Below are 23,851 nucleotides of genomic sequence, written 5' to 3'. Positions count from 1 at the left end.
AATGATACACTGATAAAAAATTTCCTGAATGCAGGATATGAAGAAAGAGTAGCTCTGTTAAAATTCATCAAACAATACTATTTTGACACAAAAAACTTACCTCTTCACGAGGGATTGGAATCGTTTCCAGTAACTGAAAGTTTTAGAAAATCGCAAACCATCAACTTTGCTCCATCAGTTGCTGGGTGCCCAGTGTGTGGTAAGTAGTTCAATAGGGTGGGATAGTCCCACCCTATACTTCTTCTATCAGGAAAAATAATAACGACAAATAAACTCATTCAATATTAATTTTCTCAAAACCTATTCCCACCTTTACTTATTTTTCCATTGATTTCCTACTTAATAGTTTGACTCTATCATTTATGAGTTATTATGGCATAATTATCTAATTTTTCTTCTGAGAAAAAATCATTTCCCACTGCTCATAACTATGCCACTAGCCTAGGATAGTTGCAAATTGCAATTTATAAGTTCGGACGTGTTCATAGCAGGTTTGCAGTCACTGGATCCGCTGTTTGCTCTAACGCTAACTTCTGCTCTTCGCTCATAGCGGACCTTGCCACTCGAGCATGTCTGCTCTGTGCCATTAGCGGAAGTAGCTAGAAACACTCTTTTATGATTACCGTGGAGCAGGTCACATATTACCTCTCGCAAGGGAGGCTAAATTTAACGTACAAATCAAATTTGCTGAATTTTCAATGTAATTACCTCAACTCATGATCTTTACATGAGTAAAATTTATGTATAGATTAATCAAAGTCAAAAAAGATGCTTTTAGTGTTTTAATAACATTTAACTCTGGGAATAAAAATCATGACCGTCCATATTTTTAGAAATAATGATGAGATAGGAAAGTTGGAAGCGGAAACAGATTCCTTTCTTGATTCATGTTTTTATGAAAGTAATATATTTAATGGTTTATTGAATTTCGACCATTCAGTAAACAATCCTGACTTTACTCGAAGAATAATTGTCGGTAGAACAGGAAGTGGTAAGTCTGCTCTTTTAAGAAAAATTATGGCAGCAGAATCCATAAAGACGCATGATAAGATTGAGGCTGAAAATACAATATTTGAACATATAAAAAACAATGTTTTCATATCCAGTCTCAATGATAAAGGTATCGATCTGAGGGTTTTTTTTAAGTCTTTATGGCTTCACGCTCTTTTGATAAAGGTAATTCCTGCACTTCATAAATCGAGCCTGCAAAGCTTTTTTGAGAGAGTGCAAGATCTTGTTGGTGGCAAAAAGAAATCTTATAACCCCGAGCTTGCAAATGAATACTTAGAACAATTCAAAGATGTCTTCTTTAATGATAAGGCTTTAGTAGAAATAAGCAACAAAATGGAGCGCGAATTATCGCCTAAACTTGCGCTGAAGGGCCTGGAACTTGGGGGGAAATTCCGCAAGGAAGATGCACAAAGAATTCAGTCAGAAACTTCCAGCTATGTAAGCAGAGAGCTGATAAGAAAACAAAAAGAGTTAATTAAGATTTTAAATGATGAATTTTCCGAAGCTGCCCAGTTTAGAATTGTAATAAGCATAGATGATTTAGACAAATCTTGGTTGAGTTCAAGCGATATTCGTTACGATTTCATCAACGCTTTACTGGAAGCTTTTAGAGAGTTGTTAGATATAAAATCCGTCAAAATACTAATTTCTATTAGAACTGATATTTTAATGGGAATATACAATAAAACTCTTCGGCAAGATGAAAAAGACCAGTCTTTGATATATGCTGTATCATGGAACAAAGAAGAAATAAGAGAGATTATTGACACAAGGATAAATCACTTAGTAAAAAATAAATACCAAGGTTCAAAAAGTGTCACTATGAAAGATATATTCCATTTTGACGTTGATGGGATTAGAGCCGATGATTACATTTTAGACAGAACGATGTTAAGGCCGCGTGATGCAATAAGCTTTGTTAATTACTGTTTAAAAGAGTGCAATGGAAGCGTTCAAATTAACAAAGATATTGTTCTTGTTGCTGAAGAAAAGTATTTCTCATCCAGAAAAAGAGCTCTTGTCACGGAGTGGGGCAGCATTTATAAGAATATATCATGCTATTTAGATGCTATTTCTTTATTAGATGAGAAGGAGTTTTCTATCGAGTCCATCGGAGATAACAAAAAAAATGAAATCTCAACCTATGTCTTAGACAGAGGGGCCGGTTCAGCTGAAGATGATCCTATCCATTCGAACGCGGTGTTGAATTTCGATGAATTGATTAAGATTTGGTTTACTATAGGTGTAATAGGCATCAAACGGAGTACTTCCATAACTATTTACTCTTCATATGACAAGCCAGACTTAGACATAACAGATATGAAGAGAAATTTCATCGTTCATCCTTTATTTAACAGATGACATAAACCTTAAGCATTACCCATAAATATAAAATCAGATGACTTAGACATACTCGTTCAAGGGCCTTTTTGGCCCCTTTTTTTATTATTTCAAGCCGTCATTCTGATTTGAATGCCGCCATTCAAGATAATCAAGTTCCCAGTAAAATCCCGCAGCGTCCGCATTGCGCTCTATCATCGCACGCGTCTCACCCTCATAAACGTACGGCAGCCAGGATTCCGGGATGCTGTCTTTTGGTCGGGGATCAGTCTTCTGAACAGCTGAAGCGCTGTCGTCTGCTGTGGGCAGAGGCCGGTATCCACCGGGCTGTTCCCATGTTTTTCGCTGCCAGGCATCCAGCTCCTCTTCATCTGTATCTGTACAGTAGACAAGGTATTCTAAAATTTCCTGCGTGAGGTTTTCAGGGGTTGCGCCGGGAAGGGACTCAAGTAAACGAAGACGGCTGGACGCCATGAACTCTCGCTCTTCCTGCTCAGAGGCAGCAAAATACTCGGCCTGGTCTTTTATAAGCTGCAGGTATTCGGGCGATGCTTTGTAAGCTTCCATCTCCTCCTGGTGAATTCTTCTCTCCTCAGCTCTGCGTTCGCGGGCGACGCCGGCCTCCTCGATCCCCGCAGCCACGACGTCAGCCCAGTCGCCGGATTCAGGTGACTGCGTACCCGCTACTCCGAGCTGCTGATTAAGAAAGGTCAGAAGGTTACCGTCCTCCGGCTCGACAGCCGCCCCGACGTCATCAGCCAGGCTGTCAGCAATGATAATCCCGGGCAGGCCGTTCCTTTCCCGACCGGTGCTGGCGCGTTCAGCCAGGTAACGCTCACTCCACGCCTGGCCTTTCGCGCGTTTACCGGCACCTTCAAGGCTGGTCGTGTATTTCATCAGCCAGACGTGCATAAAATGCTGACGATCAGCCGCACACCCTGTGCTGATATCGTGAAACCGCTGATAAAATCCCTCATCGTGGCCGCAGTCCATGCTGTCACCTTCATGTGCCACCTCGTGCTCCGTCAGGCTGAAGAGGCGACTGGCCGTTCTGAGCGCGTCGGTTTTAAGCTGGCGCACGATATCAGTGTTGTAGGCGATGTACGTCTCACCGTCCGTCCAGGCGTCGGCCGACGTCGACTCGCCCAGCAGAATCTGGAATCGCACACCGCCGTGAGCCCGGGAGGTGCTATGGCGTTCGCCGCCTGAGCACACCCGTGCATACTGGGCCAGGCAGTAGCGCAGCGCGGTCCAGGCCCTGCGGGTTTCCTTATCCAGCGTCTTTTCACTCACCATCTGCGTGCGGTCGACAAAGTTCGCGCTGAGCGTGTCAAAATCAATAAGCTGCAGCTCTGAGCTGAACGGCATTCCCCAGCGGCCGGAAGACGAAAGCTGTTCGCGGAACGCAATGAGGTTGTCGCGCACGCGACGCATGCAGTCCATAAAATCATCCGTGCCGTCGCAGTTAAAACGCGTCAGCGTCACCGGGTGAATGACCGGCGCGATGCCGGCACGCGCAATGAGCTCCCCGCGCGGGACGTCCCGTGCATACTCAGCCACAGTAAAACAGTTTTTATCGACGGCAGAGGGATAGTAGCGGCATTTACGCAGGAAGTGCTCCAGGGTGACGTGCTGTTTGCCCGGGAGCAGCGTAATCACCTCTTCGCCGTTAACCAGCGTCTGCAGGTCTCCCTCGCCGGCAAGCAGCGCGCGGGCGGTTTTTTCACGCCGGGCCTCTGTTTTGCGGTGGCTGCCGGTGTTGTCAGAAAAGGCCTGCGCCAGCCCGCTGAATTTTGCTGCTATCTGCTTCCAGACCATGCAGCTCTTGCGCAGAATCTCAGTGCGCGACACGTTTAGCGCTATGGCTTTTTTACTCACGATAAGGCCGCCAACGCCCCAGTTATGCCCCGGGTCATGCCTGACAAGTACGCCCTGGTTATAAATGGATACGGCGCCGTCTTCCCGCAACCGATACCAGGCTGTGTCATCCTCAGCATCCCATTTTTCCAGCTCCGGTTTGCGAGTAATCACGTTGCCGTTGAGGCTTACCGTGACAGGCGTGTAACGCACCAGGTCCCGAATTTCCTGCATGCATGACATACGCTCCTGAGTGGACATCGGCTCATACCAGTCACCGCTGATGGCACACCCCTCCTGAATTTCTCCGGGCTCTGTCAGTTCATATTCATAACCCATTACCCGCGTGTCGACCTCCATCTGCCAGCGCTGCGAGCGCCAGACGGTCCTTGCATGCGCCATAATCTGGCCACGGCCCAGACGAAAACGGCCATAAGTGGCATCGCCTTCACGGTGTGGCGTACCGAACCGGCCAAAATAGCGCCTCACATCATCATGTGAAGCAAAACCATGACCGTCGTCACGGCAGGTGAAGCCCTCCGGGGTAATCTCCAGAATGACCGCACCCGCGCCGGCATCGACGCTGTTCATGATGAGTTCGATAATTGCTTTGGCCACAGAGCCGGCCTGGCTGTAGATGATGTGGTGAATGATTTCGGGGTCGAGTTCGAAGGGATGTCGCATCAGACTGCTCCTGTAGTAGTTTCAGTGCCATTTTCCTGATGCAGAGTTAGGGTTAAATGAAGAAGTCATAATGGGAGTCTGAAAAAATAACTGTTGCGGTCAAACAATATTTAAAAGGCTGACAGGCATAATGAAACTTTTAGACAGCATGGCAGAATCATTTTTGATTCAGAATAGCGGGACATCGACACAATGAACTCTGAGCTCAAAGCGGACATGAGTAACTGATTACAACCCCTATATTGCGGAGACTTATAATCAATTAGTTTGGCTTGATGTGGGCAGGTAATTCACTTCCAAATAAAAAGTAGTCTGCTTTCCACTCACTATCCTGGGTTGTTATCTTAAATAGCAAGCCATTACTGAACTTATCCGACTCAATAGTCAGGTGTCGGAACAGCTTCAAATTCTCAATTTGAACTGATGTCAAATGATTCTTTATCTGCATCAATAATTTGGGCGGAGTTCGTTCAATGAACGTGAAATATTTCCCGAGAAAACCAGTGACAACATCTGACAATTGAATACCCGGAGAGCATTTGGAATCTGCAAAACTAAAAGCAACTTGATTAGCACCATCCATGATTCTAATCCCTTCAATTGCTTTTTGGATCGTAGGTTCTTCATCAAATACGTGAATGGAGTTTTTATATCTTGCGATACGATTTAAGAATATACTTTGAAATCCTTTTATTACCTGATTTGGTGTTTCATCTACGAGAAATGCAAGTTCAGGGAGAGACTGAGCCTCTAAGAGAAGATTCTTTAGTATTAAAGTTGCATGGTAATTGTTTATTGGGGCGTGTTTTATCACAAAATACCTTACATCTTTTATAAACCCAGAGGTTGCAACACGTTCAATATTTGGATAACCATATGAATTCAGCAGTGTAAGAAAACCGGGTACATCATTTGAAACCACTCTATAAAGTTCGTTTTTTAATTCCCGGTGAACCTGAAAATACATTGCAAACTCTTTATTTGAAATAATGGAGTCAATAATATCAAGTAACACCCAATTGAGAATATTCATGTTTGTGTAATGAATTTTAATGTTATTGAGTAAAAGCCAGCTCAGAAAATTAGTTAACTTCCTCGACCCCAGTATTTTCTCAAAATCTCCTTTTGCGATAAGTTCGAACTTTATTTCAGTAGCAGATGGTTGAATTTTCAGTATGTTGCGGAGTTCGGTTAAGCAAGTCACATCTGCATCGAGGTCAACTGCAACCCCGCCCAACACAAAATTATCATACCGAGAAACGTTAAATCCATTTTCAGTCAATATTAGTTTTCTGACGTTATTGGTTTCATCATAATACATTTTCAGTTTCTTATCAGTACCGTGTACTAATGGATCAAAAATTGCTAGATCTGCCACAGATATGTCTAACGCCATAAACCTTAACTCCTATTAAAATAGTATTGCATAAAAAGTTACATACGTGGGTCTTCCCAAGGCATCTCTTCCACGGAAAACTCTATACCACCCGCAACACCTTGAATGTTTAGTTCGAATTCGTCGTTTATAAATCCCTGAGCGTCAGCTTCAAAAGAAAGATCCAATTCAACTGAAAAAATTTGCTCTTCTTCCTCCTGACGCGCAGTAGTATCAAATGTGTAAATGACACCGTCTTCTTTGTCATAATGGCCATTAACATAATCAGGACCAATTACATCTGCTAAAAATTTTACATTGATGTCGAATCTTATCTGGCAACTTTCGTCATCCAGATGGATTATTTCTGGCTCAAAATCACCGATCTCAATCACTTTAAAAGAATCAAGCTCTGCATCTTCCCAAGTAGAAGAATTGTACGCACTAAGCTGCTCTAATTGCTCTTTAATTTCTTTTTTTATATCATCTCTCTTGCTGAGCAGGAACTCTTCTACAAATTGTGACCTTTGATCGTTATGTTTGTTGTAGATATCCAAAAAAGCACTCAGAGTGTCAACACTAACAAAACTCTCATTTTTCTCACAAAAAGCTTTATGGTCTGGGTCGGCAGATACCACATAAATTTTTTCTTGCGCCCTTAAAGTAGAACGAATAGCAAGAAGTGAAAAAGCATCACGAAATTCATTCGGCTTTTTTGCACTGAAAGGTGTTTGCTGATTGAAAAACATGTCGATGATTTCGTTGCCATCTACAGATCCCATATCAATAATCGAGGTATTCGAAGCATTAATAAAATCATCAAAAGCAGCTAGTGCTTTTGCTTGTAAATCAGTTTCGTTAATTTCTACGAAGAGCCCCTTGATAGATTCGTCGTTGTATTCTTTAAGGACAGCAGCTTTTCTCCTAAAATTATTAACGCCTTTCAACGCTTCTTTAATATGTTCAACTATCTTTCTTCTAACCTCTCTGACAACAATTGTACTTGTCACATGCTTTAACTCATTATCGCCGCACAAGTCTTCAAAAGATTTAATAGTCCTTGAGTGAAAATTCAGGTTGGCTTTTACAAAAAACTCCGTATCGATAAATACGTTCCGTGTAACTAATGGCATTTTTCATACTCCAGGTAGTTTCAATGTACGTGCCGTTGTGAAAAATGTATTTTTCTCATAAAAAGTAAGGAAAGTCCATGATACCTCTTACTGACCGCATACATTAATTTTCAGCAGGTGGACTTATCCACTAAAGTGGATACAACCTCAATTCAACAAACGTATGTAGTTGTATTAAAGGATTCTTACCATGCGTCATTGTTAACAGGACGGGAAGACAGTTTAAAGTAGTCCGTTCTGAATTTCCGTTTCTGGCATAACGCAGACGTGCTTTAGCTCAAATTAAAATACTCAAAGCCCGTGAGTACTTTTCAGAATAGTAATACACGCGGGCTCTATGCCGCCCGCACCCGCAGCCTCCGTTCCCGCCCGACACCACACACCGGTGCCGGGCGATAACGGAGGGCCGGTTTAATGACACATCTCAGCTTCTGTCGCCCGGTCTATCTCCTTCAGCACCCACAGCATATCGGTCGCATCTGGCACACAGATATTCCAGCGGATGCCGGTTCTGTAATCCCCCTCGGTTGGCCATAACGTATTACCCGTGACGGTGATGAGAATGTCCAGCGCCCTGTTATTGGCACCGGAAAGATGCACGGCCGTGCAGCTGCGGCGCCCGACGCGATGCGGATAGACCGATACCAGCAGGGGATGCTCAAGGCGCTGACCTATCTCCTCCCGGAGCTGCACGATGGCACGGTTATCCGTCTCACCGACCGATGCCTGCCCCTGCGGCGGGACGGTAAAAATGACAGTGGCGAGCAAAGCCTTGTCCTGGACAACCTGTGGCGGCGCCATGGTCAGTTTTTTCATACAATCCCCTGTCAGTGAATAAGACCACGGCTCTCGTCAAGGCGACGTGCAACATGGTAAACGGCCTCAAGTTCCGAGCATTTAAATTCATTCATAATGGCCCGGCGCTCTGCTTTTTCTTCTTTTTCCGTCATGCCCAGCGCCAGGAAGAGGCTCGGCGGTACAGCCCGAAACAGCGCCTGCACCTTACGCGAGAGAATGACCCCCTCGGTGTATTTGCGCGGCAGTTTAGTGGCGGAGAGCAGCATCGCCTTTTGCTCATCATTAAGCGTCTTGAAGCGGGCAATCTGCTCAACCTCTTCAGGCGGCATAACCAGACAAATCCACCATTCGGCCATGTTCAGCATCTTTTTCGACGTGTCGGGGAAGTCGGCGAGGTTCTGGGTAAAAATCCACAGCCAGGTGCCCAGCTTTCGCCACATTTTGGCGATTTTGGTGGCATAGGGTCCCAGCAGTGGGTTGGTGGTGACAATATGCCCCTCATCAATGGGCACGATGATGTCACGGTCAAGATACTGATCGCGCTCGGCGATATTGTTGATGGTGTTCAGCAAGGAAATAACCGCCACGGCCATCTGAGCCTCGTAACCTTCGCGGGCCAGCTGCCCCAGGTCCACGATCGTGACGTCGGCCTCCGGCCAGGGGGTGCCCGGGCGGTTGAACAGTTCGCCCTCAAAGCCTTCCGTAAACATGCGCAGCGCCTCTGACATTTCCTCGGCGCGTGCGCGACGGGCCGGCGTGCGTTTCTCGCGGCCGTCCTCGCCCAGGCTGATGTCATGAGCAATGTCCTGCAGCGAGAACATCAGGTCCTCGGGCAGCATCTGGCGGGACTCAGCATAAGCCTTACGGGCGGCATTCATGATGGCTTCGCGGATCATGCCACGGTCGGCACGCGTCATTCTGGACTCTTCCGAGGCTTCACCGCCGGTAATCATCAGGCGGGCAGCAATCTCCATCTCCCCCAGAACGTCACGCTCACCGTCTTCATCATCCTCATCGTCTGCATCAGTATCCGGCAGATCTTCCTCACTGATGATCAACGCTTCGGGCTTCACATCCAGTAACAGGTGCGAGTCACCAAAGGGTGCCAGCGACACGACCTTGCCGGGCTTGATGCTGACGCGATGTACGCTGAGGCCCAGCGACGCACAGTAGTCACCGTAGAGGCCAAAGCTGTTCCCCGCCTCAATCAGGAAAATACGTGATCGATAGATGGCCACCATCTGAGACAGCTTGTCGACCGCCGTGGCTGACTTGCCGGCACCGGTCGGGCCAAACAGCAACAGGTGCGCGTTCTGGGTGCGATCCTCTTTATTCAGCGGGTCGACAGACAGCGGACCGCCGCCCCGGTTAAAAAAGGTGAGACCGTGATGGCCGGTGCCGGTGTCACGCCCGTAAACCGGCGACAGGCAGGCAAAGTGCTGAACAAACATCAGGCGCGTGTACCAGTTGTGGCGGTCAAGCTGCGGGTTAAAGCACATCGGCAGCGCCCGCATGTAGGTGCTGAGCGGGCCGATATCGTGTTCCGGATTAACCGGCTCCAGCCCGCAGTTCAGCAGCTTACTGCTGAGGTCAAGGTAGCGTTTGCTCAGGGCTTCCTCGTCCTGACCCTTTATGAGCAGGGTAATGGCCGCCCGGTAAAGCTTGTGCTTGTTACCCAGGAACGTGCGGGCTGTGGCGGCATCTTCACGCGCACGCAGCGAATCGACGTTCTCTCCCATCGAGTTGCGGCTCAGGCTGGCAAAATTCGCCTCCAGTTTGTCCTGAGGCTGCACAACCAGCGTCATGGCCAGCACGGTGCCTTCCGGCAGCAGATCCATAATGGCGTTGATGTTGTCACCGCGCTTTACCTCGCCGGTGAGGTGTCCTGTCTGCGGGCGGTTACGAAGTCGGGCGACCGGCACCGCTTTGTGCGCGACGTTATCAAACCACCATATGCCCTTGTCCGCATCGCTGCGGGGGCGGGTGAACCACAGGCTTTCGCTGAAGTCATTGAGCAGAGGAAGGTCCCCGGGCGCGTCATCGCGGTGTCGGGCACAGCGGTAAAGCGTGGCCTTGTCTGTCCACTGGGGGGCCGGATTGAACCATCGCAGCAGCCAGCTGTGTATCTGCTCACCGTTCTGGCGCACGGAACGAATGCCGGCACCGCTCATTGCCGAGGTCAGACGGTCGCAGACCTGATTCAGTAAAACTTCCGGCGCCATCGGGTCGCGGTAAGGCTTTTCCACCCAGCGGTAAACCACCATACGCGTGCGACGGATCTGCCCGCGCCAGGGTGCACCGGTCACGGTTTCATCCACAAACAGGCCTTTTTCAGCGGCCACGTTCTTCAGATGCCGCTCCTGTTCGTTCAGCCAGGCCTCGGTGAAAGCCGTTCCCTGTGCCCGGGGTCTGACGTAGCCCCGGATGGAATCCATATACGCCGACAGATCCGAATCGTCCTGACAGAAGAACTGTACCACCCACTGGTGTGAGTCCAGTTCAGGAATGCTGTCCTGCAACGCATTTTCAACCACGTCACGGATTTCTTCCAGGCGCGATTCGGGACGGCCTTCGGTGCCGACCGGATTGATCTCATAAACTGCTCCGACGGAAACGCCATCATCGAGCAGGATGCACTGGTGTTCGGGAAGGTATTCCCCCCAGGGAACGTGGTCGATAATGGAGGGACCGGTGGCATACAGACCTGATTCATCGGCATGCGTCAGCCGGCCGTCACGGGTGATCGGCTCATGGCCCTCAACCGAGAACGGCCCGTGACCGTGCTGATGTTCAGTCTGCGCTTCACCGCTGCGGCGAAAAAGACGAAAGACCATTTACAGCGCCTCCGTGCGTTCGCCGGGCAGCGCGTACTGTACCTGGCTGTAAAACGGGAACACAGTGCTGTAGCCCGGCACCGGCGTATTGCCGTCGGCCAGATGCGGGAACACATACATCACCATGTCGGGATTGGGCAGGCGCGGAAACGTCTGCTGAATTTCATTTTCCTGGGTGCGACTGTAGCTGTCCCGGGTCTGCTGGCCGATCGTGCGCTCACTGTCGGAGACGGGCCGGCGCAGCGTGGTGCGGCTTTCAGCGGTGGCGTGTGTGGTGGATGCGCCGTTGTTCCAGAGCTCCAGCATGGTGCTGTCACCGGGGGGCAGCATTTCATCTTTGGAAGTGCTGCAGCCGCTGAGCATCAGCGCGGTCAAACCAGCCAGTGCCAGCGCCGCCAGATGTTTACACTGACGCATCCGGCACCTCCGGGGCTGACTGTTCATGATAAAGGGAGGCGAGACGCCGGAATTTACCGTCTGCAGTTCGCACGACTGTTTCACACTCAAGCCTCATCAGCCTTTGCATCACCGCCGCCGGATTGCCCACGGGACCAGCACTTTCAGCCAGATGCCCGACCTCACAGGCCCGCACATAATCACTTAAATTACTGGTTGTTAATTCATTTTTCATCAATCCATCCCCGTGCCTGAGCCTGCAAGGCTGAAGTCATACTTCACCCTGCGGCCTTTTTCTTCATAGTCGATCGCCAGCTGGCGGGTAATGTGCAGCGCCACGGTCTGACCCGGCGGCACGTATATCGCGTCAAACGTCTGGCCATAACGCTGTTTTACCCAGTCCACGGTTTCTTTCATGCTTCCGGACAGCGATTTACCCAGCACGGCCTGTCCCGCATCACCGGTCAGGGTCTGCGTCACGCCGCCCATGGCGTTGGTCTGGCCCGTCATCTGGTTCTGTGAAAGGGCATCGCCGGCAGCGGCAGCGCCGGCCAGCAGGCTGATAGTCGGCAGATAGGTAGAGGCGTTGCTTTTACGGGTGCCTGAGATGCAGGGAATGCCGTTGTCATCCGACAGCCAGCCGATACTGTTATTGCCGTTTCCGCTGCTGTTCTGTGAATTCTGATTGTTACCGCTGGCGTTCTGACTGTCCGGCGACGGCAGCGTGCGCACCGTGCCGTCCGCGAACACAAACGTGATGCTGGTAATGGACCCGCGCACGCAGGATAGCGTCCAGTCACCGGTCGCCGTACCGGACACGATGGCGCCCTGAACGTCCGGCAGCTCGATGCCGTTGGCCGTCAGGTTGTCTTTGCCTAACATAACCTTGAACGGGTACGGATCGGTCACTTTGCCGTCTATGGGAATGCGGCCAAGCAGTGCCGTCATGGCGCGGCTGCCGACCAGCGTGGAGTTCTCCGGCAGAGTAAACACCGGATCGACGGGTTTCACCGCATCCGGCACGGCCTGACTTACGGCTGTGGAAACCGCTGCGCCGGCCTGCTTACCGGCGTCACCCGCTTCACCGAATGACGAGGCAAACGAGAAGCCGGTCGCGCTGTTTTTATTGCTGTCATTTACGGGTTTGCCGCTGGCATCCACCGGGATACCGTCTTTGGGTTCGACCCACTGCAGACCGTCTGAGGCGGGGGATGACATCGTGACGCTGCCACTGGTGCCGTTGTCATAGCCCAGACCAATCGGAATGTCGCTGCCGGGTGAGCTGCTTTTGTCAGGCGTTGCGGCATTTTTGTTTTTAAGCTGCTCAAGCATCTGACCGACCTGCGAACTGAGGTCGGAGACCTGTGCGCTGAGCTTTGCACGCTTGTCAGCCTCGTCAGCCCGGGCGTTGGCCACTGCCTCGTTAATTTGTGCATCCACGTTGCTGTTGGTCTTTTTCAGCTCCGCGTTTTCCTCATTCAGCTTCTTGTTATCGCCGGCGAGCGTATCGAGGCGGTCCTGAACGCGGCGAAAGTTGCCCACTATCGTGCGCAGGGTGTCCTGCGGCGTGTCGCCTTCAACGCCCAGCGCCTTGAGATCATCAGGCGACAGGTCTTTAAGCGCTGCATTGGTGGATTTTTGCGTCGACGTCGTTTTGTTCTTTGAATCCGAGCAGGATTTGACGCCCACGACGATGGCGACGGTCAGCACCACCGGCACCGCAATTTTGACTATCAGGTTTGTGCCGGGCTGGCTCATTTCATCGCCCTCCGCGCCGGTTTGGGTATGACGGAGACGGGTTCAGCGATAAACGCACCTTCAGGGCGTCCCTGTATCACCAGGTACACGACCGTTGTGTCCTCCGGCGTGCCGGCACGGCCCAGCCAGCGGTGCTGAAAGGTTGCCGTCTCGAACTGGCCCTGCAGCTCACGAGGATCGAGGACGACTTTGTCTGCTGAGCGGTTACGCACCTGCAGCGCCACCACGCTGTCGCCCAGCAGGCTCCAGGCCGCCATAGGCGTGACCGACACGGGCTCGCCGGGCATCAGCGTGGTAATGGACGAGGGCAGCTTCAGCGATACGGGGCTGATGCCCGGCACCGGCTCTACTGTGCGGACCGGCCCGTAAAGGCTCTGTGCGGCATAGCGGGTCAGCACCACCGGCAGCGGTGCGCTGAGTTTTGGTGCTTTGCGGGCAGGCGCAGTGTTACTTTCAGGCGCCGGAGATGTACCTTTACTGCCGCTGCCGGCATCGCCGCTCACCGACTGTCTGTCACTGGCCGTTGCTGTGGCCACTTCACCGTCATAAACCAGCTTTACGGGTTCACGGGTCACCTTGCCGGGCACGGCGCTGACATCAAGGAGGATGACTTCGCCGTTTTCCTTGCTCTGCAGCTCAATGCGCGTCACCGGAAAAGCCTCTCTGGCATCGAAGTACACTGCGCCGCCGGTGCTCTGGATGCGCACCTTGCCGTTGAGCGACGGCGGGAAGCCCACGCGCACGTTTTTATTCACAAACACGATGCGCTCCTGACCGACGGTGAGCGGTATCTGCAGCGGAATTCGCTCCCACTTCATGAGCTCAACCGCCTGCGTCAGGCCTGAGACCAGCATCAGACACAGCAGTATCAGTGGACGTTTCATCACTGGAAGACTCCTGTTTTTTTCTCTGGCTCCACCTGCGGCATGGCTTCGAGCTGCTGCGGCGTGGAGGCATAGCAGTCAAGCGCCATGCCAAACGGGTTGCGCGCAGGATCACCTTCCCAGCGCACGACCTTGAGGGGATAGCGGACAAGCGCCCGCTTGACCTTCTCGGCGTGGTAATACTCGTCAGCTATCAGGTCGAGCCGGACCACCCAGCGATCGTCACTCAGGATGTCAACGCTGCTGTCGCTGTAGCCGCGACGGGGAATTTCATACACCACTCGCACGCGGTCCTTGAGCTCGCCGCTGTTTTTACGAAACTCATAGTCCCTGTTCAGAAAATCCTGGCATGACGGCGTCAGGTAAGGGCTGAGCTGGGCAATCTTCGCCGCATAATCCACCTCACCGTTGGTCGGCCAGGCGTTGAGCTGCTGGAAGATATAGAACGCAAAGGCGTACACCGTTGAGGGCGGAATCACCCACCATTTCTGCGTGCTGCCCGAGCGCAGGTCGGGGGGAATATGGATGGTCATGTCCGAGGGCGAACGCATCCAGCCGACTGAGGTGACCAGCATGCCCGCAAACAGCAGCACGCAGGCAATCCGCAGGGAAAAGATGTGGTTATCACGCGCCGTGATACCGTTACGAAACCGGCTCATGCGGACCTCCTGATAGTGCGTACTGACGTGCGCTGCAGTTCCCAGGCGCGGCTGGCCAGAATCATCGAGCGCGACAGGCCCAACTGGCAGCGGATTTGCTCCAGCCTTTGCCAGATATAGTTCTCAGGCTTGCCGCGCTTGTAGGCAGCAATCCAGCTCCCGCCGAAAAACACAGTCAGAATCGGCATCAGCAACATGCATGTCGGGAACGCCAGCCAGCCGACGTGGGGCACCAGGCACAGCGGTACGCCCAGTGGAATGCCCACCAGGCTGCCCGTACCTGCCGCCAGCAGAAACTCGCCGGCGGTAAATCCCCGGTACACCACGGGCGGGTAATTGAGCCGGTCGGGGAGAAAGTCGATAACGGCCATCACTGCTCCTCAGAGAATGTCTGCTGCCTGGGTTGCGAGATAAATCACCACGAGGATGAGGATGATGCCCACGACGCAGTAAAGAACAAATTCGGTCCAGGTGCCTTTGCCTTTACGGACATCGTGAAACGAAGTAATGACGGCGTGTGCGACAGCCAGAAAGGCGCCAACGCACACCAGAAGACCCAGACCAAGCGCCGCCATTTTTACGTAGGCCATGACGGTGTTATAGGTTCCGCCACCGCCACCTCCACCGTTCGGCTGCACAACGGGAGGCAGGCCTGCCCGGGCATGACCGGCAGCCAGTGTAAGAGTCAGCAGCGTGACGCGTACCCGTGCGGCACGACAGAGCCTGATAAATCGGAGTTTCATGGTGGTGTCCTTTCAGTTAAAGAAGAAAAACAGGGTCAGCAGGTACAGGAGAACCAGACGGATAACCAGCTCATTGAATTGCCTGAGTGTGATAGCTCTTGACGCCCATCCCCGGTAGCCCTGCACGATGGCCCAGGCCGAGAAGAGAAGGATGACGATGGCGAGCGTGCTCAGGATAAGGATATTCAGCTGTGAGGGGGTGAGGCTGCCGCCGGTGCCTGCCGCCCAGCCGGAGGTCTGTGCGCCGTTCATCGCCACGCTGGCTCCTGTGCCCGGTACTGTCCGGTCACCGACGCTGAGCCGGTGTTGGGCTGCGCCCGGGACGGTTCGAGGTAGGTGGAAATACCCTGTTTCATGGTGGCGATATCGCGGGTCGCCTGCTGATAATCGAAATAAAAGCGTGCATCCTGATTCTGGTTCGCCACCACGCGGGCGCGGTCAAGGCCCGCCTGAACCTGATCCAGCTGGCGCATAACGAGCGCGAGCTCATCCTTTTCGGAGGCATGACACGCCATGGCGGGCATGACGCAAGCAAGGAATGCAATGAAAGGGGGTAAACAGCGCATGTACGGCTCTCCCGGGTAACAGTTGACAATGAGAGTGACGCAACCGCGCCCGCCGGACAGCAGTAAAATCTTTATGGATTTCTGAAAATAAAAGCAGATTGTTTCTGGCAGAAACCGCGCCGGTTGGGCGATGATTAAATACACAATGCATTTACAGACGGAGCTGATGTCACATGGACACGACCGAACAGCTGGACGGAAAGTATTACTTTGACGGCATGAGTGTGGATAAAGAAGAGTTGCTGATGTGGCTGATTCTTGACGAATTCACCAAAACCTTCAGTGGCATAACGGATATTCTGGCCGTTGCCTCAATGCTGGCCAGCCTGCCATTTATTCCTGTCTCAGGAAAACTGGATACGAAAACGGCCACGACCGGCACCAGTCCTCTCTCGATGGTAATGCGCAAACTCATCAAAAAACGATTCGCTAAACGCCGCCGAACGCTGACGCTCAGTAGCATGATGCGGGGCAAATGGGCTTACACGACGAGTGTGGGCGCCTACATTGGACGCTGGGTGCCGTGGGTAGGTGCCGTTATTACGGCCCGTGACATCTACATCATTACGAATAACGTCATACATCGCTACCGACTGATAACGGGTGAAAAGGACTAAGCGCATGGAAACTTCAGTTCAGGTCAGAAACCTGCTTAAGAAATACTTCTGGGAAATGGCAGATGATGTCTCACTGAGCACAGGGAATCAGATGGTACTCCCTGAAGAGGCCGCTGATTTCATCGAAGAGTATGCAGAGAAGTTTGGCGTCGACATGACCCATTTTGAGTTCAGGAAATACTTTCCTAACGAGGGGATACGCTTTATGCCTAATGCAATCCTGCCTAAATTCATGCGTACCGACCATCATGAACCTGCACCTCTGACCGTCAGAATGCTGATTGAGTCTGCTGAAGCCGGCTGCTGGCTTTTCCCCTGAACGAAACGATGACATTTAAGTCCGGGATAAATGAATGACATTAATTCTGCGCGAAGCAAGACAGTGTGATGTTTCGCTCCTGAGTGAGCTGGGTGTCAGTACATACACCCATCATTTTAAGCAGTACTGGACCCACAGCGAGGAGCTGGACGAGTTCCTTAAGCAGGAGTATTCGGCACAGGTCATCGAAAGCAGCCTTGCTGACCCTTCAGCAGGCTGGTATGTAATCGAGACGTCGGCTCCGATCGGATTTGTTAAAGTCATGTGGCGATGCAGTATTCCCGGGACACCCTTACAAGGCACTCTTCTGAAAAAACTCTATCTATCAGAAGGCGCAACCGGGAAAAACTACGGTCAACTCATATTTGATGAAGTGGCTGAGATGGCCAAAGAAAGAGGGAGTAACTATCTTTGGCTTGAGGTGCTTAAAGAAAATACCCGTGCACGTAGATTTTATGAAAGACAGGGTATGACGTTTATCAGGGATAATTTCTATAACACTGCCACCCAAAATGTCACGGTGCATGTTCTGGGCAAGAAACTCTGAATCCCCTTACAGGCCTTAAAAAAAAAGCCTGCAGCAGCGCAGGCCCTTCGGGCATATTCCCGTAACCACACACATCACAGATAATGTAATGAGCGCCTCCCTCCCCAAATTGGTGGGGCGGTAGCGTTGCGATGAAGGCCTACTGCCACATCTCGGGCCAGGTATTAGTGCGCATCGATCCGGGAGGGTTCTGTCTCGGTTATTGACTACAGACTTAGTCTGCGCGTAGCAGAACAGTTAACGAGTCCAGTTAGTCAGGCTCGTTTTAGCGTTATCTGTGCGCCAATAACTATCATTATCATTCCAAAAATCATGCTCACGGTTAATTTCTCATTCCATCCAAAATATCCAAAAAACGCGGCGAACACTACTGACAGGTAAGTCCAGGACACTATTTTATCGGTAGGCGCATAAGAACATGCAACTGAAAGAAAATATTGCGCTAAAGTTGTAACAATACCCAGCAACATTAAATATGGAATTGTTGATAAATCGAATGAATGCCATACCCAAGGAATTAACACCAACGAAAAAAGAAGAGTGAATAGTGAGAAAAAAAGCATTTGTCGATATGGAGATTCCGTTTCTGACATTAGCCAGATAGTGATCGTGGCTGCCCCACCCATTATGCCTGAAATGATCCCAGCCAGATCACCTGTATTGAGACTATGTGTGCCCACGCCACTCGTCAACGCTACCCCGATGAAACCAACGATTGTCCCTATCCAAACGAAGCGATCTGGAAATTTCCTGAGTACCAGAAGCGCTATAATCGGAACAAATACAGGTGAGGTCTGCTGAAGTAAGACTGCGGTGCTTAATTCAGTATTTTTAACAGCAAAAAAATAAGTTAGCAGTGCGAAAAATGTAAAAAGTGACCTTAACGCGTGCGTGCCTTTTCTCTCAGATTTAAAACTGAATTTACCTGAGAAAATCCCCACCATCGCTACACATATAAAGCTAAAAAGATTTCGCCAGAATACCAGTGACAGAGTATCCATATCAGCTGATACGAATTTAACTATTACCCCAGCCAGAGCGAACATTAAAGCCGAACATATAACGTTCATTACGGAGCGAAAATATGCCATTAAAGCCCTCACTCAAAAAATTTGATAAGTCCATGACTCCAACATGACAGGACAGTGCTGCTAGTCCACGAGATGGTTCTGCCTGTAAAATCAACCCGTCAACTAAATCATATGGAGTAATCAAAAATGAAACCTATGTCAGTTGGTATCGATATTGCCAAGAACGTGATGCAGGTCCATTACGTGGATAAAAACACAGGTGAGATATTTAATAAAGCCATCAAGAGAGAGAAATTTCTCGAATTTTTCACCAATCGTCCGTCCTGTATTATCGGAATGGAAGCCTGCGGTGGTGCACATCACTGGGCAAGGAAGTTAACCAGTCTCGGTCATACGGTCAAGCTTATGCCGGGCGAGTTCGTCAAGGCCTTCAATATCCGTAACAAGAATGATACTGCTGACGCGCAGGCTATCTGGCGGGCGGTGCAACAACCCGGCAAAGCGGTGGCGATAAAAACCGAGCAGCAGCAGGCCATGCTGGCACTGCACCGGATACGCTCACAGCTGATGAAGTTCCGGTTGATGCAGACCAATGCCCTGCATGGTTTACTCGCGGAATACGGTGAAGTGATGCGAAAGGGACATGCCAGCCTCGTCAGAAACGTCCCCGAGATACTTGCCCGCCTGTCTGGACGGTTACCGGCTGTGCTCATAGACAGTCTGCGCGAACAGCTGGGTGAAGTGAAACGAACTGACACTCGTATTACGGACGTCGAAAGACGGATACGCGAACTGAGCAAAAACGATCCCGGCGTAAAAGCTATAAGCGAAATCCCCGGAGTAGGGCTACTGACCGCCACCGCTGCGGTTGCCTCAATGGGGGATGCGGACACCTTTCGTTCAGGCCGGGAGTTTGCTTCCTGGGTGGGGCTCGTTCCGAGACAGACCGGAACGGGCGGGAAGATCCAGTTACTGGGGATTAGTAAGCGAGGCGACAAGTACCTGCGAAAACTGCTGGTCAACGGCGCTCACAGCGTCATACAGAATGCCCGTGAGCCGGGTCCTTGGGTCACAGACCTGCTGAAGCGGCGTCCGATAAACGTCGTCTCCGTAGCGCTGGCCAACAAAATGGCACGAATTATATGGGCTGTGCTGGCGCACGGCAGGCCCTATCGAAAGGAAGCTGCTCATAACTGAGTACTTTCATTACGAAATCACAATGTATAAGCAGAACGTCAACAGGTTGCACAGGCAGTGTATGTAATGACAGAACAGGTCAGACCGGGACTCACCAAGCCTGAAAGAAGTACCGAACTCCGGGTTCGCAGAGATAATTGAGGCGTGGGTCAGCGGATTTCATTAGGGTCAGCAGCCGCTTTCGCAGCTGCATAAAGACCGGATATATAGCCGCAATCGTCCTGTCCGTCATGAAGTACAAAGCCTGGCAAACGGGAGGCGCTCATATATACTTTTTGAACGACGCCGTCACAACAGCCAGGACGCCACCAACCAGCAGCGCAGAGGGCAGCAAAAACAGATTTGGCCAGACTGCGGTCGGCCAGGCCAGATACAGCATGCAGGGCCCGTAAAGCGCAGGCTTAACGAAGCGTTTGGCGTGGTGATAGACAAAACTTGATTCGTAGCCTGCCCCGTAGCGACGCAGGTCACGCCTGACCAGTCCCTCAACGATGCCGGTGATGATGACCAGCCCGAACAGCGGGATGCTGAGAAACAGGATCATCACGCGGATAAAGAAAATCAGCGTCACCCACAGCGTGGCCTGCAGGTATTCTCCCAGCCTGCTGATGAGGGATGCGCTGAAGCCGTTCAGGGACGGAATGAGACCGCTACCTTTCTGACCCGTTTCCCTGAAAGAGGCCAGCCAGTGACTGAATCCGCTGTCCACAAACAGCCAGTGCCAGGCGGCCTGAACCCAGCGGGTGATGGTTTCCACCGGCGTGGCCATCAGCAGGCTTCGGGTATATCCCGATGAAAGCCAGTGACTTTCAGCCAGCATCACCTGATAGCTGTGCGTGGCACCCTCGTCTGGCCAGAGGAACGTCATGCACGCATATTCAACACCAAGGCTGACGAACAGCGAACCAATCAGGATGCCGATGAGGCTCAGCGGCATGTCCCACAGCAGCAGCGTAAAAGGGCCCGGGTGTCTGTGTTTCGCGGGAGCGCTCTGCCGGGTATTTCCGCCGTCACTCTGGGACATGAAGGCCTCCCGGAATACCGGCGTCGCCACCCGTCCACCAGGATTCGCCGCTGTGGTAGTTTTTCTCCATCGTGTCAGCCAGCTGTTTCAGGCTCGCCGGCATAAAGCGGTCACTGTCGTCGCTGACCGGCAGCGGCATTCGGATTTTCCACAGCCTTCCGCCTTCCAGCAGGGCAAAGGCCTGACCTTTCGGCAGATTGATGATGTCAGAGGGACTTATCATTGGCACCTTAACCAGCGTCACCTGATCGTTAACGTTACTGTTAAAGTCCGTGCCTTCCCCCGGGCGGGAGACATCGGTCACACCTGATGTCAGGGTTTTCTGATACACCCCCACTTCAGGTAACTGGTCGGTCATCAGCATGGCCGTGTTTTTTTCGCGAACACGGAGCATGACCAGAGAGTTAAAGTTACCGATGACCTGGCTGGCTTTGGCCGCATTCCCGATGCGGGCCTCAATGTCGGACAGCGTCTGCGTGTAGGCCGTAACCTGAAAGCCGGCACCGCCCCCCTTGTTGATGAGCGGGATAAACTCATCGCCCATCAGCTCGTTAAACTCGTCGCAGTGCAGGTTGATGACGGCCTTACCGGCTTTTTTGTCGCCCTCATCGCCCAGACCAAACTTATAGATATGGCCACCTTCAGAGACCAGGTCGGCAAACATGCTGTTACCCACGGCGGCGGCCACTACCGGGTCAGACAGTGCATCGAGGCCGACATAAACCACACCGCGAGACTTGATGATATTGTGCCAGTCGAGTATCGGTCGCGGATCGCTGAGGTCGGTGTAATCGGGCGCCAGCAGCGCGGCCGTCTTTCCGGTAGTGAGTTTTTCCAGCAGCGGCAGCAGCGAGGCCACAATTTTGTCGAAATACGTCCGGTCATACTGCACCGCACTGCGAAGGCCATCCAGGACCGGGTCCCAGAGCTTTTTACCCTCAGGACTGCCTAGCACCTGCTCAGACGCCCAGATTTTCTTACCGTTCTCCCGCCCCTGGAGGTGTCGGGGCAAATCTCTGTCTGCTACCTGGAGCGCCATCATAGCCTGCATCGAAGCGACCAGCTGTGGAGCCTTCTCGCTCAGCAGGTTATCGACATAGGTCTCATACAGCTCGCCAATGTTGGTGACGTAACGCAGGATGAGGCTGTAATCCGGACGCTGGCCAAGGGCGACCAGCGCACGGGTGATAATGTTAACGAACCGCCAGGCAAACTCACGGAAGGCGGCAGAGTTTCCCTCGCCGGAGAGCTGACCCGCGACGCGCGACGCAACCTCGGAGATACGGCTGAAACGACCCACGGCGTTATAGCGGGCGCTGATGTCCGGCCAGCCCAGATGGAAAACCCAGAAGTTGTCCTGACGTCCGGCGCGGTGCGATTCGGCATACATACGCCGCAGCAGGTCTGCGTCACCTTTGGGGTCAAAAACAATAACCACCTCAAATTCGCCGGCGGCGTTACGGCGTCGGATATCCTGGGTAATCATCAGCTCTGCCAGGCGGGTTTTGCCGACGCGGGTGGTACCCATGACCAGCATATGGCCTACGCGTTCGCCCAGGTCAGACATGACGTTAACCTCGTCAGGCTCAACGCCATGATAAACGGAACTGCCGCCGACCGGGGGCAGCGGCCGGAACGGGTTTAAGGCAGAGTCTGCCGACGTCATCCGGCACAGCCACGGCAGGCTGTACTCCATCTTTTTTTCCAGCTCGCGGGCCAGGCGGTACATGACCGAAGGCTGAACGTAAATTTCGCATTCAGGACGGCGGGCCTCCATCAGCCGCTGGGTGTGCCGGGGCGACCACTGAAAACCTTTGCCGAGGAACAGGTGCCGGCGGCTGACCGGTATCTGGTCACTGGTCAGCGCATAGCGGGAAAGGCGACGTATATTGCGGCGGTAGCGCAGTATTTTTAATCCCTGAGAAGTGCGCTTCAGCGCCAGCACGCCAAAGCCCGCAGCAGTCACCCAGCTTACCGAGGGCGCCAGCGCAACAGACCAGGGCGCCGTCAGGCAGATAAACGTGGCGCTGCCGGCAACGGTTGCTGAATACAGCTCGACGGCGGGCCGGAGCAGCGACTCCATGACATAGCGATCGCTCATAAATCTCTCCTGCCAGACAGCCAGCTGAAAACACCATTACGCTTAGCCATGCGTCGTTCACGCCAGAGCCTGAGCGCAACCAGCAGCTCAATGCCCTCAGCCGGAGCAGTAATTTCACGGGCTTCGCTGACAGCTCTGACAGCCGGATTTTGCTCATAACGCCGGCTCCACGAGCCGGTGCTGAAATAAAGAGAGGTGGAATAAATGTCTGTTTTCCAGCCAGGATTACTCTCTCTGCAGCGGTGAACGCGATTAACGCTCAGGTCCATGAAAAAACCCTGCGCCGTGTGCAGACTCAGCTCTTCCCTGAGGGCGAGAAACACGTCAAGAAGCGGCACATTGAACTCATAATGATTCAGTTGCACTCCGTGCAGATAAGACCTTCCCAGGTAGTCAAACAGAAATCGTGCCAGGGCAGCACGGTGATTACCGTCTGCGCCAACATACCAGTCAATGCCGTTGTAGCTGTTAAAACACATAGCGGGCTGTTTGGCTGCTATCTCAGAATAGTAAGACGTGTAGCACTCATAGTAAGCCTGATTGCTCTCAATGAGGGCAAGGTTACTGGCCATGTGTTTGCCCTGTTGCAGAAACTCAGACCAGCTGAGGCCCTGATAATCCGGATGCGATGTGCCTTTGATGCAGAAGACGTTGATCGTGCCGGATTCCGTCCAGTGATGCCGTTTGAGAAAACCAGCGTACTGATAAAGCAGTGTGTCATCCCAGGCTTCGATAAGCTCGCCTGCCCAGTGTGGCGGGTTTGCGTTAATTTTCGACAGAAATTCGCTCATGGCTCCGCCCTCTGTTTAAAGGGTAAGGCACTACCGGATGCCTGGCCTCTGCCACTTTTATATATAAAGCCACATGCTCTCCCAAACTCCCGGTTATATTCCCGGCGTAAACACAGCAGCACGTCGGTCATAAAGCTCAGCAGGATGAATGCCAGCCAGATATAAGGTAACTGATGAAATACCCT

General features: G+C 51.8%; 23 protein-coding genes. 5 read left to right on the top strand and 18 right to left on the bottom strand.

What is annotated here, in order from left to right:
* Window positions 1–813 precede the first annotated feature (813 nt).
* Window positions 814–2,373: a P-loop ATPase, Sll1717 family gene (locus NR177_RS01070; protein WP_105080687.1), complete on the top strand. Its 1,560-nt coding sequence runs from the start codon at window positions 814–816 to the stop codon at window positions 2,371–2,373.
* Window positions 2,374–2,457: 84 nt separating this feature from the next.
* Here NR177_RS01070 and NR177_RS01065 read toward each other — a convergent pair whose 3' ends face one another.
* From NR177_RS01065 to NR177_RS01000, 14 genes are all read right to left on the bottom strand, one after another.
* Window positions 2,458–4,893, bottom strand: a complete 2,436-nt coding sequence (locus tag NR177_RS01065) for an ATP-binding protein (RefSeq protein ID WP_256852115.1) — start codon at window positions 4,891–4,893, stop codon at window positions 2,458–2,460.
* A gap of 262 nt (window positions 4,894–5,155) precedes the next feature.
* Window positions 5,156–6,289, bottom strand: coding sequence for a DUF3800 domain-containing protein (locus NR177_RS01060; RefSeq protein WP_256852114.1), 1,134 nt, complete (start codon window positions 6,287–6,289; stop codon window positions 5,156–5,158).
* Window positions 6,290–6,327: 38 nt separating this feature from the next.
* Window positions 6,328–7,401 (bottom strand): PIN domain-containing protein, encoded by a 1,074-nt coding sequence (locus tag NR177_RS01055; protein ID WP_256852113.1) that lies wholly within the window; start codon window positions 7,399–7,401, stop codon window positions 6,328–6,330.
* A 411-nt stretch (window positions 7,402–7,812) separates the two neighbouring features.
* Window positions 7,813–8,217 carry a hypothetical protein gene (locus NR177_RS01050; protein ID WP_256852112.1) on the bottom strand — a complete coding sequence of 135 codons (405 nt, stop codon included), beginning with the start codon at window positions 8,215–8,217 and terminating at the stop codon, window positions 7,813–7,815.
* Window positions 8,218–8,228: 11 nt separating this feature from the next.
* A complete protein-coding gene (locus NR177_RS01045; RefSeq protein WP_256852111.1) occupies window positions 8,229–11,033 on the bottom strand; it encodes a conjugative transfer ATPase in 2,805 nt (934 codons plus the stop codon).
* On the bottom strand, window positions 11,034–11,450 hold the full coding sequence (locus NR177_RS01040; RefSeq protein WP_022622207.1) for a TIGR03751 family conjugal transfer lipoprotein: 417 nt from the start codon (window positions 11,448–11,450) through the stop codon (window positions 11,034–11,036). It abuts the gene before it with no gap.
* Window positions 11,437–11,664 (bottom strand): hypothetical protein, encoded by a 228-nt coding sequence (locus tag NR177_RS01035; protein ID WP_256852110.1) that lies wholly within the window; start codon window positions 11,662–11,664, stop codon window positions 11,437–11,439. The genes NR177_RS01040 and NR177_RS01035 overlap by 14 nt, the downstream gene beginning before the upstream one ends.
* Entirely contained in the window at window positions 11,664–13,187 is a 1,524-nt protein-coding gene (locus NR177_RS01030; RefSeq protein WP_256852109.1) for a TIGR03752 family integrating conjugative element protein, read from the bottom strand. The genes NR177_RS01035 and NR177_RS01030 overlap by 1 nt, the downstream gene beginning before the upstream one ends.
* The gene (locus NR177_RS01025) at window positions 13,184–14,071 is read right to left on the bottom strand and encodes a TIGR03749 family integrating conjugative element protein (protein ID WP_256852108.1); all 888 of its coding nucleotides are present in this window, start codon (window positions 14,069–14,071) and stop codon (window positions 13,184–13,186) included. The genes NR177_RS01030 and NR177_RS01025 overlap by 4 nt, the downstream gene beginning before the upstream one ends.
* Complete coding sequence (locus tag NR177_RS01020; protein ID WP_256852107.1) at window positions 14,071–14,730, bottom strand: PFL_4703 family integrating conjugative element protein; 660 nt, start codon at window positions 14,728–14,730, stop codon at window positions 14,071–14,073. The genes NR177_RS01025 and NR177_RS01020 overlap by 1 nt, the downstream gene beginning before the upstream one ends.
* Entirely contained in the window at window positions 14,727–15,101 is a 375-nt protein-coding gene (locus NR177_RS01015) for a TIGR03750 family conjugal transfer protein (protein ID WP_256852106.1), read from the bottom strand. Before NR177_RS01015 ends, NR177_RS01020 begins: the two co-directional genes overlap by 4 nt.
* A 9-nt stretch (window positions 15,102–15,110) precedes the next feature.
* Window positions 15,111–15,473 (bottom strand): TIGR03745 family integrating conjugative element membrane protein, encoded by a 363-nt coding sequence (locus tag NR177_RS01010; RefSeq protein WP_064353004.1) that lies wholly within the window; start codon window positions 15,471–15,473, stop codon window positions 15,111–15,113.
* 12 nt (window positions 15,474–15,485) lie between these two features.
* Entirely contained in the window at window positions 15,486–15,725 is a 240-nt protein-coding gene (locus tag NR177_RS01005) for a TIGR03758 family integrating conjugative element protein (protein WP_105080699.1), read from the bottom strand.
* Window positions 15,722–16,039, bottom strand: a complete 318-nt coding sequence (locus tag NR177_RS01000) for an RAQPRD family integrative conjugative element protein (protein WP_064353002.1) — start codon at window positions 16,037–16,039, stop codon at window positions 15,722–15,724. Before NR177_RS01000 ends, NR177_RS01005 begins: the two co-directional genes overlap by 4 nt.
* A 173-nt stretch (window positions 16,040–16,212) precedes the next feature.
* On the opposite strand from NR177_RS01000, the gene NR177_RS00995 reads away from it, so the two are divergent.
* The 3 genes from NR177_RS00995 to NR177_RS00985 are packed head-to-tail and all read left to right on the top strand — an operon-like array spanning window position 16,213 to window position 17,522.
* A complete protein-coding gene (locus tag NR177_RS00995) occupies window positions 16,213–16,656 on the top strand; it encodes an STM2901 family protein (protein ID WP_256852105.1) in 444 nt (147 codons plus the stop codon).
* 4 nt (window positions 16,657–16,660) lie between these two features.
* The gene (locus tag NR177_RS00990; RefSeq protein WP_256852104.1) at window positions 16,661–16,975 is read left to right on the top strand and encodes a DUF1493 family protein; all 315 of its coding nucleotides are present in this window, start codon (window positions 16,661–16,663) and stop codon (window positions 16,973–16,975) included.
* 34 nt (window positions 16,976–17,009) lie between these two features.
* On the top strand, window positions 17,010–17,522 hold the full coding sequence (locus tag NR177_RS00985) for a GNAT family N-acetyltransferase (protein WP_064353001.1): 513 nt from the start codon (window positions 17,010–17,012) through the stop codon (window positions 17,520–17,522).
* Window positions 17,523–17,776: 254 nt separating this feature from the next.
* On the opposite strand, the gene NR177_RS00980 is transcribed toward NR177_RS00985, so the two are convergent.
* On the bottom strand, window positions 17,777–18,613 hold the full coding sequence (locus NR177_RS00980; protein WP_256852103.1) for a DMT family transporter: 837 nt from the start codon (window positions 18,611–18,613) through the stop codon (window positions 17,777–17,779).
* Between the two features lie 126 nt (window positions 18,614–18,739).
* Between NR177_RS00980 and NR177_RS00975 the strand changes: the two genes are divergently transcribed.
* Window positions 18,740–19,750, top strand: a complete 1,011-nt coding sequence (locus NR177_RS00975) for an IS110 family transposase (protein ID WP_256852102.1) — start codon at window positions 18,740–18,742, stop codon at window positions 19,748–19,750.
* Between the two features lie 262 nt (window positions 19,751–20,012).
* On the opposite strand, the gene NR177_RS00970 is transcribed toward NR177_RS00975, so the two are convergent.
* From NR177_RS00970 to NR177_RS00960, 3 genes are read right to left on the bottom strand one after another with little or no spacing between them, the layout of a single operon-like run.
* Window positions 20,013–20,774 carry a TIGR03747 family integrating conjugative element membrane protein gene (locus NR177_RS00970; RefSeq protein ID WP_256852101.1) on the bottom strand — a complete coding sequence of 254 codons (762 nt, stop codon included), beginning with the start codon at window positions 20,772–20,774 and terminating at the stop codon, window positions 20,013–20,015.
* On the bottom strand, window positions 20,761–22,875 hold the full coding sequence (gene traD, locus NR177_RS00965) for a type IV conjugative transfer system coupling protein TraD (protein WP_256852100.1): 2,115 nt from the start codon (window positions 22,873–22,875) through the stop codon (window positions 20,761–20,763). Before traD ends, NR177_RS00970 begins: the two co-directional genes overlap by 14 nt.
* The gene (locus tag NR177_RS00960; RefSeq protein ID WP_256852099.1) at window positions 22,872–23,666 is read right to left on the bottom strand and encodes a hypothetical protein; all 795 of its coding nucleotides are present in this window, start codon (window positions 23,664–23,666) and stop codon (window positions 22,872–22,874) included. Before NR177_RS00960 ends, traD begins: the two co-directional genes overlap by 4 nt.
* Window positions 23,667–23,851 lie beyond the last annotated feature (185 nt).

Origin of the sequence: Pantoea sp. Fr+CA_20, from assembly GCF_024520835.1 — a bacterium.
Taxonomy (GTDB): domain Bacteria; phylum Pseudomonadota; class Gammaproteobacteria; order Enterobacterales; family Enterobacteriaceae; genus Pantoea; species Pantoea allii.
Note: the sequence above shows the minus strand (reverse complement) of the source record. Positions and strands in the feature narration are given on the sequence as shown.